The 16316-nt window shown below is 65.2% G+C and carries 16 protein-coding genes and 1 pseudogene; 12 read left to right on the top strand and 5 right to left on the bottom strand.

Features of this window, described 5'->3' with window-relative positions:
- Nucleotides 1–8 precede the first annotated feature (8 nt).
- Nucleotides 9–215 carry a transcriptional regulator gene (locus tag ABIA40_RS14045; protein ID WP_404541594.1) on the bottom strand — a complete coding sequence of 69 codons (207 nt, stop codon included), beginning with the start codon at nt 213–215 and terminating at the stop codon, nt 9–11.
- 551 nt (nt 216–766) lie between these two features.
- On the opposite strand from ABIA40_RS14045, the gene ABIA40_RS14050 reads away from it, so the two are divergent.
- The gene (locus ABIA40_RS14050; protein ID WP_036000744.1) at nt 767–2272 is read left to right on the top strand and encodes a replicative DNA helicase; all 1506 of its coding nucleotides are present in this window, start codon (nt 767–769) and stop codon (nt 2270–2272) included.
- A gap of 54 nt (nt 2273–2326) precedes the next feature.
- A complete protein-coding gene (alr, locus tag ABIA40_RS14055; protein WP_404546233.1) occupies nt 2327–3604 on the top strand; it encodes an alanine racemase in 1278 nt (425 codons plus the stop codon).
- 141 nt (nt 3605–3745) lie between these two features.
- On the opposite strand, the gene ABIA40_RS14060 is transcribed toward alr, so the two are convergent.
- Nucleotides 3746–3961 (bottom strand): hypothetical protein, encoded by a 216-nt coding sequence (locus ABIA40_RS14060; protein ID WP_404541597.1) that lies wholly within the window; start codon nt 3959–3961, stop codon nt 3746–3748.
- A gap of 39 nt (nt 3962–4000) precedes the next feature.
- Here ABIA40_RS14060 and ABIA40_RS14065 point away from each other — a divergent pair, with 39 nt between their 5' ends.
- Nucleotides 4001–4771, top strand: a complete 771-nt coding sequence (locus tag ABIA40_RS14065; protein WP_404541599.1) for an exodeoxyribonuclease III — start codon at nt 4001–4003, stop codon at nt 4769–4771.
- A gap of 177 nt (nt 4772–4948) precedes the next feature.
- On the opposite strand, the gene ABIA40_RS14070 is transcribed toward ABIA40_RS14065, so the two are convergent.
- A complete protein-coding gene (locus tag ABIA40_RS14070) occupies nt 4949–5725 on the bottom strand; it encodes a potassium channel family protein (RefSeq protein WP_404541601.1) in 777 nt (258 codons plus the stop codon).
- A 506-nt stretch (nt 5726–6231) separates the two neighbouring features.
- Here ABIA40_RS14070 and ABIA40_RS14075 point away from each other — a divergent pair.
- From ABIA40_RS14075 to ABIA40_RS14115, 9 genes and pseudogenes are all read left to right on the top strand, one after another.
- Nucleotides 6232–6972 carry a FadR/GntR family transcriptional regulator gene (locus ABIA40_RS14075; RefSeq protein WP_404541604.1) on the top strand — a complete coding sequence of 247 codons (741 nt, stop codon included), beginning with the start codon at nt 6232–6234 and terminating at the stop codon, nt 6970–6972.
- 51 nt (nt 6973–7023) lie between these two features.
- Nucleotides 7024–7926, top strand: a pseudogene (locus ABIA40_RS14080) (NAD(P)-dependent oxidoreductase); the annotation flags it as partial.
- A gap of 10 nt (nt 7927–7936) precedes the next feature.
- Nucleotides 7937–8620, top strand: coding sequence for an amino acid ABC transporter permease (locus tag ABIA40_RS14085; protein ID WP_157284570.1), 684 nt, complete (start codon nt 7937–7939; stop codon nt 8618–8620).
- Between the two features lie 7 nt (nt 8621–8627).
- Nucleotides 8628–9296 (top strand): amino acid ABC transporter permease, encoded by a 669-nt coding sequence (locus ABIA40_RS14090; RefSeq protein ID WP_036034095.1) that lies wholly within the window; start codon nt 8628–8630, stop codon nt 9294–9296.
- A 1-nt stretch (nt 9297) separates the two neighbouring features.
- A complete protein-coding gene (locus ABIA40_RS14095) occupies nt 9298–10056 on the top strand; it encodes an amino acid ABC transporter ATP-binding protein (RefSeq protein WP_036000768.1) in 759 nt (252 codons plus the stop codon).
- A 20-nt stretch (nt 10057–10076) separates the two neighbouring features.
- Nucleotides 10077–10871, top strand: a complete 795-nt coding sequence (locus ABIA40_RS14100) for a transporter substrate-binding domain-containing protein (protein WP_404541607.1) — start codon at nt 10077–10079, stop codon at nt 10869–10871.
- A 71-nt stretch (nt 10872–10942) separates the two neighbouring features.
- A complete protein-coding gene (rpiB, locus tag ABIA40_RS14105) occupies nt 10943–11389 on the top strand; it encodes a ribose 5-phosphate isomerase B (RefSeq protein ID WP_157284566.1) in 447 nt (148 codons plus the stop codon).
- A 12-nt stretch (nt 11390–11401) separates the two neighbouring features.
- Nucleotides 11402–12319, top strand: coding sequence for a ribokinase (locus ABIA40_RS14110; RefSeq protein ID WP_404541609.1), 918 nt, complete (start codon nt 11402–11404; stop codon nt 12317–12319).
- A 57-nt stretch (nt 12320–12376) separates the two neighbouring features.
- Nucleotides 12377–13102, top strand: coding sequence for a sulfite exporter TauE/SafE family protein (locus ABIA40_RS14115; RefSeq protein WP_271547062.1), 726 nt, complete (start codon nt 12377–12379; stop codon nt 13100–13102).
- A gap of 12 nt (nt 13103–13114) precedes the next feature.
- Here the strand turns inward: ABIA40_RS14115 and ABIA40_RS14120 are convergent, their stop codons facing one another.
- Entirely contained in the window at nt 13115–15166 is a 2052-nt protein-coding gene (locus ABIA40_RS14120) for a putative bifunctional diguanylate cyclase/phosphodiesterase (protein WP_404546235.1), read from the bottom strand.
- Nucleotides 15167–15177: 11 nt separating this feature from the next.
- Nucleotides 15178–16290 (bottom strand): ABC transporter substrate-binding protein, encoded by a 1113-nt coding sequence (locus ABIA40_RS14125; RefSeq protein ID WP_404546237.1) that lies wholly within the window; start codon nt 16288–16290, stop codon nt 15178–15180.
- Nucleotides 16291–16316: the final 26 nt, after the last annotated feature.

A 16316-nucleotide genomic window follows, 5' to 3' on the forward strand; every position in this document is an offset into this window, starting at 1 on the left:
TCCGGATCCTAGTGACGAAGTGTCGAAATCCCGGACGTCCGGAAAGACGCCGTTAACGCCAATTGCGCCCGCAATTCCAGCAGGATTTCGGGGGCGACCGGCTGGCGACGCACCTCGGGCCGCTCCGCGTGCTTCATAGCCGCGATCAGCCCCGACAGCCAAAGCCGGCTGCCTGTCTCGCTTTGCCAGTTCTGGTGCTGCCGTTCTGGCTGCATCGCTCGCCTCGTATCCCTGTTGGCGGGGGAATGAGATAATCCCCTGCCCATCCGCCTGTTCCGGCATGACACCCGAAAGAATCCGGGGAGATGTGATCTGCTTCACAGAAGTCTGGTCGGGCCTGGCCTAGACCGTCGCCATGAGCAAAGAGACCCAAACCTCGTTTGACGTGCAGGACGACCTTCGCACCGATTACGCCCTGATCGTCACCGGCGTTGGGGCGGCCCTGGTTGCGCTGGTCTACCTCCTGCTGGTCTGAAGCCGAGCCGAATCGGTCAGCGAGCGTCATTTCGCGCGCTTCTCGATAGGTCTGCACGTCAGCCCCCCGGGTTCACGGATTTCAGGATTTTTCCGCGGCGCGATCACAGCTCTCTGCGCCGAGCGAGTTCCGCCAAAATCCAGTCAAGCGCGGCGCGTGCTGCGACTGCTAATCATCCACCATTTTAACTGAGCGGTTGATAGCGGTCAGCTTTTGCTTCCGCTTTGACCTGCGGCGGCGCTTTATCCCGGCCCCGCATCCGCCCAAGAAAATTGCTAAGCACGCCCGACCATGGCACTGACTGATTCGAACGTTCTCAAACTCGCGCCCGATGCCGGAACTCCCGCCTATCGGAGCGCACCGCACAATATCGAGGCGGAACAGAGCCTTCTGGGCGCAATCCTGGTCAACAACGACGCCTTCTACCGCGTCTCCGACTTCCTGGAGGCCAAGCACTTCTTCGAGCCGCTGCACCAGACCATCTTCGAGACCGCCGGCAGCCTGATCCGGATGGGCAAGATTGCCACCCCGGTCACGCTGAAGACGTTCCTGCCGGCCGATACCGATGTCGGCGGCATGACTATCGGACAATACCTGGCGCGGCTTGCGGCCGAAGCCACCACCATCATCAACGCCCAGGACTATGGCCGCACCATCTACGATCTGTCGTTGCGCCGCGACCTGATCGGCATCGGCGAGGACATGGTCAACGTCGCCTATGACGCGCCGGTCGACTTCCAACCGCGGGCGCAGATCGAGGACGCCGAGCGCAAGCTGTACGAGCTCGCCGAGTCCGGCCGCTATGACGGCGGCTTCCAGAAATTCTCGCAGGCGCTCACGGTCGCCGTCGATCTCGCAGCCAAGGCGTTCCAGCGCGACGGCAAGCTGTCGGGCATTTCGACGGGCCTGCGTGACCTCGACACCAAGATGGGCGGTCTGCAGCATTCCGACCTCATCATCGTTGCGGGACGCCCCGGCATGGGCAAGACGTCGCTGGCGACCAACATCGCCTACAACGTCGCGCAGGCCTACGTGCCGGAGCTTCAGGCCGACGGCACCATGAAGGCCGCCAATGGCGGCGTGATCGGCTTCTTCTCCTGCGAAATGTCGGCCGACCAGCTCGCCACGCGTATCGTGGCCGAGCGCACCGGCATTCCCTCCTCCCACATCCGCCGCGGCGGCATCACGGAAGCCGATTTCGAGAAGATCCGGCAGGTCTCGATCGAGCTGCAGTCGCTGCCGTTCTACGTCGACGCCACCGGCGGCCTGTCGATCGCGCAGCTGATGGCGCGCGCGCGCCGGCTCAAGCGCCAGAAGGGTCTCGATCTCCTGGTGATCGACTACATCCAGCTGCTCTCGGGCTCGGGCAAGCGCGCCAGCGACAGTCGCGTGCAGGAAATCACGGAGATCACGACCAGCCTGAAGGCGCTGGCCAAGGAGCTCAACGTTCCCGTGATCGCGCTGTCGCAGCTCTCGCGCCAGGTGGAATCGCGCGACGACAAGCGGCCGCAGCTCTCGGACCTGCGCGAATCCGGCTCGATCGAGCAGGACGCCGACGTCGTGCTGTTCGTGTTCCGCGAGGAATATTACCTCGCCATGAAGGAGCCGCGCCCCGGCACCGAAGAGCATGCCAAATGGCAGGCCGACATGGAACGCACGGTCGGCCGCGCCGAAGTCATCATCGGCAAGCAGCGCCACGGTCCGACCGGCACCGTCGAGCTGCACTTCGATGCCTCGGTCACGCGCTTCGGCGACCTCGCGCATGACGGCCAACTGCCGGACCGCAGCGACTACTAGATTGTTCCCCGGGTTGAACGGGGCCGGTCTCTTGCGTAAAACGACGCCATGACAATGGCGTCCGCCCCGAAATCAATCCCGCAATCCGGCCCCCTCTCCCCGGAGGCCAACCAGGCTGCCGCGCTCGCCGCCTTCGGCGGCGTGCTGACCGTCGATCTCGATGCGATCATCGCCAATTGGCGCAAGCTCGAGAAGACCGCGGTGCCGGCTGAATGTTCGGCGGTCATCAAGGCCGACGCCTATGGCTGCGGCGCCGAGCAGGTGTCGCGCGCCCTGAGCAGAGCCGGTTGCAAGACCTTCTTCGTCGCCACCATCGAGGAAGCGCGCAAGGTGCGCGCCGCCGTTCCGGAGCCCACGATCTACGTGCTCGGCGGCTATTTCCAGAACACCGGCGAGCACTACGCCAAGATCAATTGCCGTCCGGTGATCGGCGATCTCAACGAGCTCGCCGAATGGGACGTGTTCTGCCGCCGCACCGGCTGGAACGGGGGCGCCGCTGTTCACATCGACACCGGCATGAACCGGCTCGGGCTGACGCTGTCGGAAGCGCAGGCCATCATCCCCCGCATCAACGCCGGCGATCACGGCATCACGCTGGTGATGAGCCATCTGGTCTCGGCCGAGCAGCTCAACAGCCCGATCAATGCCAGACAGCTCGCGGCCTTCCGCAGCATCGCCAGCGAGTTCACAGGCGTGCCGGCGGCGCTCGCCAACTCCTCCGGCATCTTCCTCGGCGCGCCCTTCCAGTTCGACCTGGTGCGGCCGGGAGCTGCGCTCTACGGCGTCAACCCGACGCCGGAGGCCGACAATCCCATGCAGCAGGTGGTCGACCTCAAGGCGCGCATCGTGCAGATCCGCAGCATCGAGCGCGGCGATACCGTCGGCTATGGCGGCACCTGGACCGCGCGGCGGCCGACGAAACTGGCGATCATCGCAGTCGGCTATGCCGACGGCTATTTCCGCGCCGCCAGCTCCAATGACGGCACCCGCGGCGCCGATGTCATCGTGGCGGGCAAGCGCTGCCCTGTCGCGGGCCGCATCTCCATGGACCTGATCGCGATCGACATCACCGATCTGCCGCCGAACGCGGTGCGGCGCGGCCACATGGTGACGCTGCTCGGCGAAGGCATCACCGTCGACGAGCTCGCGCACCATTTCGGCACGATCGGCTATGAGGTGCTGACCAGCCTCGGCCACCGCTATGCCCGCGTCTACAAGGGCGGCAATGTCGAGGAGCCGCTGACGAAGCCGGAGCCCGCGTCGAACGCCGGGCAGCCGCCTTCCCCACCGCCGATCGAACAGCCGTCGGCGTTGCCGCCGCTGCCGAGTTAACACGCGCGCGTGCCCCGGACGCAGCGCAGTGCGCCGCACTTCGCGGCGTAGTGCGCTGCAGAGCCGGGGCCCATATCTCAACAGTTCACCGTGTCGCCTTCTGGATCCCGGCTCGCGCTCCGCGCGTCCGGGACACAAGGATTATTTCTTCTTTCTGCTGTCCAGCGCCGTCTTGCAGGTGGCGCTGAGCTGGTCGCGCTTGGCGTTGAGACATGCGACGATGCCGCCACCCGGCGCGATGCCGGCGCAGAATTTGTCGTAGTCCGCCTTGCACGCGCCGCGCGTTTCGGCTGACTGTGCCGTGGCCCCGGAGAACGCGACGACGAAGGCGGTAGCGGCAAAGCTTAACTTGGGCATTGTATCTCCGGAGACGAAAGGCAGAGCCGGTAGCTCTAGATGAAGATCGCGACATTCAACATCAACAACATCAACCGCCGCCTGCCCAATCTGGTGGCATGGCTGCGAATGGCGAAGCCCGATGTCGTCGCGCTTCAGGAGTTGAAGGCAAGTGATGGCGAATTTCCGGCGGCCGCCATCGAAAGGGCCGGCTATGGCGCGGTGTGGCGTGGACAAAGGACATGGAACGGCGTCGCCATCCTCGCCCGCAATGCCGAGCCCGTGCTGACGCGCGACCGCTTGCCGGGAAAGCCTGCCGATCTCGAAGCGCGCTACATCGAGGCCGCGGTGCGCGGCGTCATCGTCACCAGCATCTACCTGCCCAACGGCAATCCGCAGCCGGGACCGAAATTCGACTACAAGCTTGACTGGTTCGCGCGGCTGCGGCGCCACGCCGGGACCTTCATCAAGCAGGACCTGCCGGTGGTGCTCGCCGGCGACTACAATGTCGCGCCCACCGAGATCGATATCTATCCGACGCGCTCATGGGACAAGGATGCGCTGATCCAGCCGAAGAGCCGCGCGGCCTTTGCCGCGCTGGTCGAGCAAGGCTGGTGCGACGCGATCCGCGAGTTGCATCCGGACAAGCGCGTCTACACGTTCTGGGACTACAAGCGGAACCGCTGGCCGCGCGACGCGGGCCTGCGGCTCGACCATCTCCTGCTCAGCCCTGCCCTCGCCCCGCGCCTCGCCAAAGCCGGCGTCGACAAGAAGATCCGCGGCGAGGACGGCGCCAGCGATCACGCGCCGGCGTGGGTGGTGTTGCGGTGACCCAAATGCAGTCAGCAGCGGGCCGCCCGATAAAAGTATGAAAAACAACCCCATGCACAGTAGCCGACCTCTGTCCGCTCAATGACTTACGGGTAAACCGAAATCAAAGTTGATCCGTCGGGCAAAACACTGGCATGATGTCACCATCGAAGGCGTCCACGTCGCGCCGAGGGCTCTTCAGATCGCCCCTTCATCGGGAATATTGATAACGGTACCGCAGGCCTTGCAATGCACGGCGTCGGCATCGTGTCTCTGGAGCCCGCACGTCGGGCATTGAAACCGCACCTTGTGAGGACTGAGGAGCGCGCGGGCGAGATTGAAGAACAGCGTTACGCCGAAAATCATGATCACGACGGTGATCAGGCGACCGAACGTGCCTGACAAGGTGATGTCGCCAAAGCCGGTCGTCGTCAGCGCCGTGACGGTGAAATACAGGGCATCGGCATAGTTTCGGATCTCGTCGTTGCGAAACTTCTGGGTCTCGTAGACGATCCCGGTCATGACGAAGATGAAAACGGCGAGGTTCGTGACGGCGAAGATGACCTCTTCGTTGCGACGAAAGAACGGGGAATCGATGCGCAGCCTCACCAGCATCTGGTAGTCGCGAAGCAGGCCCAACGTCCGCAGAATCCGGAGAAAGCCGCCCGCCTCGCCGGCAAGCGGCGCCAGGAAGGATACGATCGCGACCATGTCAGCCCACGTCGCGAGCTGGGTGAATTTTTGAAACGGATGCCGATCGACCAGGAGTCGGGCGGAGAAGTCGGCAAGCAGAATGACGCCGAATAGCACGTCGAGCGTCTCGACGATGTCACTGGGCGGCAGGAAAGAGGTTGCAATGATGAACAGCACCGTCACGATATCGAAGATGAGCAGCGCATAACGGAAGCGCACGCCGTCCGGCGTTGCGCCCTCGTAGAGGAGGCGGACACTGCTTCGGAGAGACGTGAGGGTCACTGGAAGAATCTCGGTTTGCGAGGATGATGGCAACTCGGAGCGCGAGCCGCAACCGACGATGCTTGTACAGCTGCGTGGACTCGCGATTAGGAACCAGGAGTGCAGCGCGGGTGTTCAGCTCTTTTTGGGGGCTGAATGCTCAAACCCGAGGATTGTCGCAAGCTTGCGGAGCAATACCGAGCGCGCGCGAATGATGCCATGTCGGCGAAGCGGCTCGCCAATGTGCTTGTGAGCGTTTCAAACGCCTATCTCGCTTTGGCGAGCCAACTGGACCTCCTTGCGTCTATCGAACACCAGGAGAGCGCAAGGACAGCCGGTCGGGACGCCCAAGGCTGAGCCATCCCCGGGCGAAAGACGACAATCGGACGGCGGCGCAGCATGAAGCCGGATGGGGGTCGCGCTCCGCCAGACCTCTCTCGGCCTGCTGATCTCTCAGAGCGAAGCCTCTTGACCTCGACGCTCTGGTCAGCATACTGGTCTGACCAAGATCAGACCAAGAGACAGGGATGGAGCTCAAGCGAGCGAGCGACGGCGAAAAAGGGTTCGAGAAGGTGTTTGCCTTCCTGCGCGAACGCCTGCTTGCCGGCTCGCTCAAGCCGGGCGACCGCCTGATCTCCGAGCGCGAGCTTGCTACACTGCTGGGCGTCAGCCGACCGATCGTGCGCGAGGCGCTGCGCGCCCTCACCGTGCTGGGGATCGTTGAGATCCGCGACCGCATCGGCACCGTGGTGACGCGACCGGACGTCTCGGTGCTCAACGATTTTTTCACCTTCGCGCTCGCCCAGCAGGCGGACATGCTCGACGACGTCATGCAGGCGCGCGTCGCGATCGAATGCCAGGCGATCCGCCTCGCCTGCGAACGTGCCAACATCGCCGATTTCGAACGGCTGCAGCGCGCGCTGACGAAGATCGGCGAGACCATCGACGAAGCCGATGCCGGCGGCATGGCCGATTTCGACTTCCACCGCGCGATCGTCGTCGCCTCGCATTCGGAGACGCTGAGCGTGCTGCACGCCTCCATGGCGGGCCTGTTGACGCATTCGCATCGCAGCCGCCGCGAGCTGGTGCAGGCCTTCCCGTCGATGAAGACCTACCTTGTCGACGATCACCGCCGCATCTTCGAAGCCCTCATTGCGCGCGATCCCGAGCGCGCGGATGCGACGCTGCGCAAGCATTTCGCCATCGGCGACGAATACCGCAGACGCGCCGTCGTCGGTGACATCGACAAGACCAGTGCCTCGGGCTGATCGCGCACAGCCCTTCAATCAAGACGCCGATTAAACAAGAAACGGACTGACGACATGGGACGGAACGACAAGGGCAAGGTCGGCTTCATCGGCATCGGCACGATGGGCCGGGAGATGGTGCGCAACCTGCAGGCGGCGGGCCACGCGGTCCGCGTCTTCGATCTGAACGAAGCCGCGCTGGCCGACAGCGTCAAGGAAGGCGCGACGCGTGCCAAAAGCCCTGCCGATGCCGCGCAAGGCACCGATATCGTCATCACCATGCTGCCCGACACGCCCCACGTCGAGGCGACGATCTACGGCGAGCAGGGCCTGCTGAATTCCCCGCCGCCGGGCAAGCTGATCGTCGACATGAGCACCATCTCGCCGGTCGCCGTCCGCCGCATCCATTCGGACCTGCAGAAGACAGGCGTCGGCTTCATCGACGCGCCGGTCTCCGGCGGGCCGGTGGGCGCCAGGAACGCCGCGCTCTCGATCATGGCCGGCGGCGATGCGGACACGTTCGCCAAGGCCGAGCCGTTCTTCCGCGCGATGGGCACGACCATCACCCATGTCGGCGCATCCGGCGCCGGCCAGACCGTCAAGCTCTGCAATCAGCTGATCTGCGGCATCAACATCCAGGCGATCTGCGAGGCGCTCGCGCTCGGCCGCGCTTCGGGCCTCGATCTCAACCTGCTGCGCCGGGTGCTGCTCGGCGGCTCCGCCGCTTCCTGGATGCTGGACAAGCTCGGCCCCGCGATGATCGCCGGCGACGTCTCCGCGGGCTTCCGGATCGATCTGCAGCTCAAAGACCTTCGCCTGGTGCAGGAGCACGCACAGGCCCTGAACGTGCCCCTGCCCGGCACCGCGCTCGTCACCAGCCAATATGTCGATGCGCGCGCCCATGGCGAAGGCAGCAACGGCAACCAGGCTCTGTTCCGCGTCTATGACCGCATGACCAACCAGACCACCGGCTGACCCTGGAACGATGAGCCTCCAACTCGACTTTCCCGCAGTGCTGGAGCGTTGGCCGAGCTTTCTGGCCGGCGCCGTCCTCACGCTTGAGTTGGCATTCTTCGCGACCGTGCTAGGCGCTCTGCTCGGCACGCTCGCGGCGGTCGGACGCGGCACGCACAATTCGCTGATTGCCGGTGCCTGCAAAGTCTATGTCGAGACCATCCGCAACACCCCGCTGCTGGTGCAGATCTTCCTGGTCTATTTCGGCCTCGCCAGCCTCGGCCTGAAATACTCCGCGTTCACGGTGGCGGTGGCGGCGCTGACCATCAATGTCGGCGCCTATACCGCTGAGATCATGCGGGCCGGCTTCGAGGCGATCCCGCGCGGGCAGATCGAGGCCGCCGAAGGGCTGGCGCTGTCGCGCTTGCAGATCTACTGGCACATCATCCTGCTGCCGGCGGTCGAGAAGGTCTATCCGGCGCTCACCAGCCAGTTCGTGCTCCTGATGCTGGCCTCCTCGGTCTGCTCGCAAATCTCGGCCGAGGAGCTCACCGCGGTCGCCAACTACATCCAGTCGGACACCTATCGCGCGTTCGAGACCTACATCATCGTCGCCGTGCTCTACGTCATCCTGTCGCTGGTGATGCGTGCCGGCTTCTGGGGCCTCGGCCTCCTCCTGTTTCCGCGCCGGCGCCGGCTCGGCACGCCGTTGTGAGATGACCATGGGCGGACATCTCAACATCAACCACCTGATGTTCCTCGGCCAGGGCGCGCTGTGGACCATCGGTCTGTCGCTGATCGCGCTGATCGGCGGCGGCATCGTCGGCTTCGTGATCGCACTGGCGCGCATCTCGCCGCTGAAATCGGTGCGGCTCGCCAGTGCGATCTATGTCCAGTTGATCCAGGGCACGCCGCTGCTCGTCATCCTGTTCCTCGGCTATTTCGGTCTTGCCGCGATCGGCCTGAAGGTCTCGCCGCTGGTCGCGGCCGGTGCCTCGCTGACGCTCTACGTCGCGGCCTATCTCGGCGAGATCTGGCGCGGCTGCATCCAGTCTGTGCCGAAGCCGCAATGGGAAGCCGCCGAAGGCTTGGCGCTGAGCCGCACCCAGCGCATGGTCAAGGTGATCCTGCCGCAGGCGATCCGCATTGCGACGCCGCCGACCGTCGGCTTCATGGTGCAGATTATCAAGAACACCTCGCTCGCCTCCGTGGTTGGCTTCGTCGAGCTGATGCGCTCGGGCCAGATCGTCAACAACTCGCTGTTCGAACCGTTCGCCATCTACGCCATCATCGCCGTCACCTACTTCGCCATGTGCTATCCCCTGTCGCTGTTCAGCCAGAGGCTGGAACGGCGGATGGGGCGTGGCAGGTCCAACCTCGCGCCAGCCTGACATGCAGCAAAACGCCCCCTCCTCCGAACCGATCGTATCGCTCCACAACGTGCAGAAGAGCTTTGGCGCGCTCCGCGTGCTCGACGGCGTCTCCTTTGCCGTTGCACGTGGCGAGGTGCTCGCCCTGATCGGCCGCTCCGGCTCCGGCAAGAGCACCGCGCTGCGCTGCATCGACCGCTTCGAGAAGGTCGACGGTGGCCAGATCGTGGTCTGCGGGCATCGCGTCGACCGTCCCGACGTGAACTTGCGTGCGCTACGCCAGGACGTCGGCATCGTGTTCCAGAGCTACAATCTGTTTCCGCACCTCACCATCGAACAGAACATCACGCTCGCGCCCTGCGCGGTGAAGGGCATGGCGACGTCGCAGGCCAAGGATCTCGCACGAAAAGTTCTGGCGCAGGTCGGGCTGGATGAGAAGCTGCACGCCTATCCCGAGCAGCTCTCGGGCGGCCAGCAGCAGCGCGCCGCAATCGCCCGCTCGCTCGCCATGCAGCCGAAGGTGATGCTGTTCGACGAGGTCACCTCCGCGCTCGATCCCGAACTCACCGGCGAAGTGCTGAAGGTGATCGAACAGCTCGCGGCTGACGGCATGACCATGGTGATGGTCACCCACGAAATGGGCTTCGCCAAGGGCATCGCCGACCGGATCGTGTTCATGCATCGAGGCAAGGTCCACGAGACCGGACCTGCCTCGATCCTGACGTCGCCGACCACGCCCGAACTCACGCAATTCGTGGGAACGGGAAACCTAAAATCATAACAGGGAGAGGAGAACCAGGGATGACCAAGAAGATAGTGCTGGGAACGGCCGCCGCGTTGTGCGGCCTCATCATGATCGCGGCAACGCCCGCATCGGCCGATCTGCTCGACGACATCATGAAGGCAAAGAAGATCCGCATATCGACCGACCTCGCCATCCCGCCCTCGGGCATGATGGATTCCACGATGAAGCCGACCGGCTCCGATGTCGAAGTGGCGCAGCTCCTCGCCAAGGATTGGGGCCTCGAGCTGGAATTCATCCAGACCACCGGTGCGACCCGCATCCCGAACGTCCTGACCGGCAAGGCCGACATCATCATCTCGACCCTGTCGGTGACGGCCGAGCGTGCCAAGGTGATCGACTTCACCAAGCGCTATGCGACGCTGCAATCCGACGTCGGCTGCCTGAAATCGTCGACCGTGAAGGACTGGCCGGACCTGAAGGACAAGTCGATCGGCGTCTCGCGCGGCACCACGCAGGACACAACCTTGTCCAGCATGAAGGACAAGGACCTCAAGATCGCGCGCTATGACGACGACGCCACCATGGTGACGGCGGCGGTCTCGGGTCAGGTCGACTGCGTCGGCTCGTCCGCGACAATCATCAACCAGATCGGCGTGAAGAATCCCTCGCGCGTGTTCGAGTCCCGGATTCCGCTGGCGACCTTCGACCTCGCCATCGGCCTGAAGAAGGGTGAGCAGCCGCTGATGGACAAGCTCAACGCCTGGATCACCGAGAACGTCAAGAACGGCAAGCTCAACGCCATCTACAAGAAATTCCACGGCGTCGATCTGCCGGCGGACATGCGCAGCTGAACCACGGGGAAAGACATCGTGACAGCCGCGCCCGGCTGTCGCGGTCATGCAAAGATCAAGAAGGACAAAGAATGCGTCTCGTCATCGGATCCGACCACGCCGGCTGGCCGCTCAAGCAGACCGTCATCGACCACATCCGCAAGCTCGGCCACGACGTCATCGATGTCGGCTCCTATGACGACAAGCCGGTGGATTTCCCCGACATCGCCCGCGCCGTGGCGGCGAAGGTGACGTCGGGCGAAGCCGCGCGCGGCATCATGGTGTGCGGCACCGGCGTTGGCGCCTCGATCGCCGCCAACAAGATGAAGGGCATCCGCGCCGCGGTCTGCCACGACGTCCACTCCGCGCATCAGAGCGTCGAGCATGACGACGTCAACGTCATGTGCATCGGCGCGCAGATCGTCGGCGCGTGGCTCGCTGTCGATCTCGTGTCGTCGTACCTGTCCGCCGAATTCTCCACCGACGAGGATTTCCGCCGCCGCGTCGAGAAGCTGCGCGTCATGGACGAGGAAGGCTGAGGGCTCTCCGCCATGATCCTGGTGTTCGGATCGCTCAACATCGATCTGGTCGCGCAGGTCCCGGTGATTCCAGGTCCTGGCCGAACGGTGCTGGCGCCGTCCTACCGGACGCATTTCGGCGGCAAGGGTGCCAATCAGGCCGTTGCCGCCGCGCGGATCGCCGGGCCTGGACGCGTGAGCATGGCTGGCCGCGTCGGCCGGGACGGATTTGGCGACAGCACGATCGAGAACCTCAGAGCCAACGGCGTCAACGCCGACCGCGTCATCAGAGCCGACGAGCCGACCGGCTGCGCTTTCATCACCGTCGATCAGGCCGGCGAGAATGCAATCACGGTGGCGAGCGGCGCCAACATGACGGCGCGTGCCGGCGATCTTGCGAGCGAGCTGTTCAATTTGGACACCGTGCTAGTGCTTCAGATGGAGGTGCCCTTTGCGCACGCGCTGGAAGCTGCCCGAAGAACCGCCGCCGCCTCCGGCACCGTCATCTGGAACCTTGCACCCGTTCCGGAGCAGATGACGCGTGAGATGGTCACGGAGCTTCTCGCCGTCACCGACTATCTCCTCGTCAACGAGCACGAGGCCCGCGACGCCGCCACCGCCATCGGCCTGACGTCCGCCGACTACGAAGCCGCAAGCGCCGGACTCGCGAAGTCCGGCAACCTCACCTGCATTGTCACCGCCGGCGCACAAGGCGCGCTCGCGGTGACGGCGGAAGGCACCCGCCTGCGGGCGCCCGCCCAGCGCATCACGCCGGTGGACACGACCGGCGCCGGCGACACCTTCGTCGGCGCCTTTGCGGCGATGATCAGCGAAGGCGTGTCGCTGCAACGCGCGCTCGAAGTGAGTTGCGAAGCGGCGGCTTTGAAATGCCTCAAGGCCGGCGCCCAGACCGGCATGCCTATGCGCAGAGCGATGGGCTCCCTCGCGTAGGACTGATCGCCCGCATCGCTGCCCGCGGCTAAACTCTCCCGATTCCTGGAGGCTGTTTTGGCCTTTCTCTTCGTCCTCGCCGTCGGCCTCGTCGCCGGCACCATCTCCGGCATCGTCGGCACCGGCTCGTCGATCATGCTGATGCCGGTGCTGGTCTATGCCTATGGCCCGAAGGAAGCGGTGCCGATCATGGCGGTCGCTTCCGTCATGGCGAATTTTTCGCGGATCCTGGCGTGGTGGCGCGAGGTCGATTGGCGGGCCTGCGCGGCCTATTCGGCGACGGGCATCCCGGCGGCGGCGCTCGGCGCGCGGACGCTGCTGGCACTGCCCTCGCATGCCGTCGATCTCACCATCGGCCTCTTCCTGATCGCGATGGTGCCGGTGCGGCACTTTCTGGCGCGGCACGAGCTCAAGGCCAATCTATGGCATCTCGCCATCGGCGGCGCGCTGATCGGCTATCTCACCGGCATCGTGGTCTCGACCGGGCCGCTCAGCGTGCCGTTGTTCCTGTTCTACGGCCTGTCCAAGGGCGCGTTCCTCGCCACCGAAGCGGCCTCCTCGCTCGGGCTCTATTTCGCGAAGTCGGTGACTTTCGAGCGTTTCGGCGCGCTCACCGGCGAGGTCTTCATCAAGGGTCTGATCGCGGGCGCCTCATTGATGTCGGGCGCCTTCATCGCCAAACGCTTCGTGCTGCATCTGAGGCCGGAAACCTTCCGCCTGCTGATGGACGCGATCATGATCGCGGCGGGGCTCTCGATGCTCTGGACCGCGGCGCAGCCGTGACCCAGCCGCAACTCAGACGGCGAATTCGGAGGTGATCGATGGGCTGTCAGAGACGACGCGGCTCGCCACGGCCGGCTGCCCGTCGAGCCATTGCAGCACGGCCTCGAGCGGCTGCGGCCGCTGATAGAGGAAACCCTGCCCGAGCCGCACGCCCATCTCACGCATGGCCTCCGCCTGCTCGGCGCGCTCGATGCCTTCGGCGACCAATGTCAGTCCCAGCGTGACGGCGAGCGAGGCGATGACGCCGACAATGGCCTTGTCCTCGGCGCTGTCGGGGATCTCGCTGATGAACGCCTTGTCGATCTTCACCTTGTCGAGCGGAAACCGGCGCAGATGCGCGAGCGAAGAATAGCCGGTGCCGAAATCGTCGAGCGCGATCGTGGCTCCCAGGCGCCGCAGGCGATGCAGCGTTTCGGAGGCGCTGGCGATGTTGTTGATCAGCGATCCTTCGGTGATCTCGAGCTCGAGCATCGATGCCGCGACACCGAAGCGCGCGCAGGTCGCATGCAGCTCGGCGGCGAGCGAGTGGTCGGCAAGCTCGGACGGCGGCAGATTGATCGCGATCCGCAGCTGCGGCCTGCCCGCAGCGGCCAATTGCTGCAAGGCCCGGCAGGCATCGGTCAGCACGTAGCGGGTCAGCCGCGCATTGTTGCCGCTGCGCTCGATCAGCGGCAGGAATTCGCCGGGGCCGATCACGCCGTGCTCGGGATGGCGCCAGCGGATCAGCGCTTCCAGCCCGACGACCTCATGGCTGTCGAGATCGACCTGGCTTTGATACCAGACCTCGAACTGGCCTTCGGCGAATCCGGTGGGAATGGCGAGCTCGAGATCCCTGCGGCGGCGATAGTCGCGCTGGAGCGCTTCGTCCAGCACGGCGACCGTGCCGGGCGCCTTGCTCTTGGCGTGATAGAGCGCGATGTCGGCGAGCGTCGGCAGATGCGACAGCTCCGGATCGTCGGCGTGGCGCACGGCAAGGCCGATGCTGGCGCGCGGCACCACCTGCTTGTCGTGGAGGCGGATCGGCTCGGAAATGGCATCGAGCACGCGTTGAGCGAATGCGTGCGCGGCCTGCTCGTCGCTCACCTCGGGGCGGATGACGACGAACTCGTCGCCGCCGAGCCGGGCGACCCAGTCCTCGGCTTCGACCGCGCGACGAAGGCGCTGCGAAATCTGGACCAGGAACGCATCGCCGGCCTCGTGACCGAAGGTGTCGTTGATGCCCTTGAAGTCGTCGAGATCGATGAAGCAGAACGCGACCAGCGTATCCGGCGCGCCTCCATTCTGGCTCGTCACGGCGAGGCGCTCGGTCAGGGAGCGCCGGTTCGGCAGCCCGGTGAGCGGATCGTGCGTCGCCATGTGCCCGAGCCGGTCCAGCGCGCCCGACGTCGTGTGCTGCATGGCGTTGAAAGCGCGCGCGAGCTGGCCGAATTCGTTCGAGGACGTGACATCGGCCGGATAGGCCCGGCCGTCCTGCTTGCTGCGCTGGATCGCCGACATCATGGCCGCGAGCGGCCGGCCGATGAAGATGTTGGCGGAGATGCGCATGGCGATCAGGGTCGCGAACGTTGCGAGGAGCCCGACGACGAGCAGCAGCAGCAGGCGGCTGCCCGCATCCGCGTACAGCGTCGCACGCGAATAGGCGATGGCGATGCGGCCGGCCTGAACGGCCATGTTACCGTTGCTGTAGTGGATCGGGTGCGAGACCTCGGCGACCGACTGGCCCTGGGGGCGCGCGACCACGCGGGCGATCGCAGCGCCGGTATCGTCATAGACGGCCGCCGCCGCAATGGTCTCGTCGTGCATGATCTCGTTGAGCACGCCCGTGACCTGGTCGTAGCGCATCTTCCAGAGCGGCTCGGCGATCAGCTCGGCCCGGCTCTCGGCGACGCGGGCCATGCGGGCGTCGAGTTGCCTGAGCTGCGACCAGAAGCTCGATGCCTCGACGCCGGCGGAGGCGAGCAATTGCACCAGCAGCAGAACGGGCACGGTGGCCCAGATCATCGCGTGGACGACCGAGCGCAAGCGCGGCGGCGCTGCCTGCTCGTTGCGATCCGGCTCGGTCATCGCCTTGCGCATCAGTCGGCAACGCCTTCGGCGACCGGCAGCGACGAGATGAGCGCATCGAGGGAAAAGTCATATCGGCCGCAGCGCCCGGCCTTCGCCCGGAACCGCGCGAAGTCGATCCGGTCGAACGCACGGGTCTTGATGAGGTCGGCGACCGAAGCGATATTGTCGCGCGTGATCGCCGACGTCTTGACCTCGACGCGGGGCGAGACGGCAGCAAAATCGCAGCCATCGGCATAATCGCGCAGGAGAACGACGGACCAGCCGCCGAGCAGGAAATGCCCGCCATCGGTCAGGAGCATGCGGCCCGCCTTGATCTCGCGCAGAGCATCCTCCGACCAGTTGAGGCCGACCACCTGGATGTTCTCGCCGGGCACAAGGCCGGCGGCGATCGTCGCGCGCAGCGCGCCGAGCGCCATCGGATCGTTTCCGGCCCAGATCCCGGCGGGCCGGATCTGCTTGCGCGCGGCCCAGCTCAGGTAGTTTGCCGTGACCCGCTCGGCCTCGGACTTCGTCCAGTTGGCGAACAGCATGCGGTCCACCACGACGTCGGACGCAGCATCCACCGCGAGCGTGAGGCCGGCGTTGCGGGCGATCGAGGCGGGCGTGGTCTCGTCGCCACCGATGCCGAGAATGTGGATCTTGCCGTCCGCGCTCTGCCATTTCTCGGCACGCGCCGCGGTGATCAGCGCATTGGCCATCCGCGCGCCCGCGGTCTGAAGATCGGTCGTGATGTCGCCCAGCCAGGTCTTGAGCTTTTGCCTCGGCGGTCCAAGGCGCACGGCGTCCTCGCCGATCAGCGTGTTCGAAAGCAGCAGCGTCTTGACGCCCGCGGCTTCGGCCGCCTCCAGGATGGGAACGGCGGCGGATTCCTCGTTCGACAGGATGAGGAAGTCGGGCTTGTCGGGACGGGCCACCACGCCGAAGCCGAGCTCCTGCATGGTGCGGTAGTTCCGCTCGCTGGTCAGCACCTCGACATGCGCATCGAGCTTGCGGCCGGCGGCCTGCATGGTCTGCGCGACCATGTCCCAATAGACCTCGCCAGACTTGCCGGGATTGACGAAGACGATGTTGAGGGGCTTGGCGATGCTACCGCCAACCGACCCAAAAACGCCGCAGACCATGCCCGCCGCGAGCAATATTCGCAGGA

The organism is Bradyrhizobium sp. USDA 223, from assembly GCF_044909005.1.
Classification (GTDB): domain Bacteria; phylum Pseudomonadota; class Alphaproteobacteria; order Rhizobiales; family Xanthobacteraceae; genus Bradyrhizobium; species Bradyrhizobium yuanmingense.

Excerpts from the sequence above, each read along its gene's own strand:
- ABIA40_RS14085 (WP_157284570.1), top strand. The coding sequence starts at position 7,937 with ATGAGCCTCCAACTCGACTTTCCCGCAGTGCTGGAGCGTTGGCCGAGC.
- ABIA40_RS14110 (WP_404541609.1), top strand. The coding sequence starts at position 11,402 with ATGATCCTGGTGTTCGGATCGCTCAACATCGATCTGGTCGCGCAGGTC.
- rpiB (WP_157284566.1), top strand. The coding sequence starts at position 10,943 with ATGCGTCTCGTCATCGGATCCGACCACGCCGGCTGGCCGCTCAAGCAG.
- ABIA40_RS14125 (WP_404546237.1), bottom strand. The coding sequence starts at position 16,290 with ATGGTCTGCGGCGTTTTTGGGTCGGTTGGCGGTAGCATCGCCAAGCCC.
- ABIA40_RS14090 (WP_036034095.1), top strand. The coding sequence starts at position 8,628 with ATGGGCGGACATCTCAACATCAACCACCTGATGTTCCTCGGCCAGGGC.
- ABIA40_RS14095 (WP_036000768.1), top strand. The coding sequence starts at position 9,298 with ATGCAGCAAAACGCCCCCTCCTCCGAACCGATCGTATCGCTCCACAAC.
- ABIA40_RS14100 (WP_404541607.1), top strand. The coding sequence starts at position 10,077 with ATGACCAAGAAGATAGTGCTGGGAACGGCCGCCGCGTTGTGCGGCCTC.
- ABIA40_RS14065 (WP_404541599.1), top strand. The coding sequence starts at position 4,001 with ATGAAGATCGCGACATTCAACATCAACAACATCAACCGCCGCCTGCCC.
- ABIA40_RS14060 (WP_404541597.1), bottom strand. The coding sequence starts at position 3,961 with ATGCCCAAGTTAAGCTTTGCCGCTACCGCCTTCGTCGTCGCGTTCTCC.
- ABIA40_RS14120 (WP_404546235.1), bottom strand. The coding sequence starts at position 15,166 with ATGACCGAGCCGGATCGCAACGAGCAGGCAGCGCCGCCGCGCTTGCGC.
- alr (WP_404546233.1), top strand. The coding sequence starts at position 2,327 with ATGGCGTCCGCCCCGAAATCAATCCCGCAATCCGGCCCCCTCTCCCCG.
- ABIA40_RS14075 (WP_404541604.1), top strand. The coding sequence starts at position 6,232 with ATGGAGCTCAAGCGAGCGAGCGACGGCGAAAAAGGGTTCGAGAAGGTG.
- ABIA40_RS14045 (WP_404541594.1), bottom strand. The coding sequence starts at position 215 with ATGCAGCCAGAACGGCAGCACCAGAACTGGCAAAGCGAGACAGGCAGC.
- ABIA40_RS14050 (WP_036000744.1), top strand. The coding sequence starts at position 767 with ATGGCACTGACTGATTCGAACGTTCTCAAACTCGCGCCCGATGCCGGA.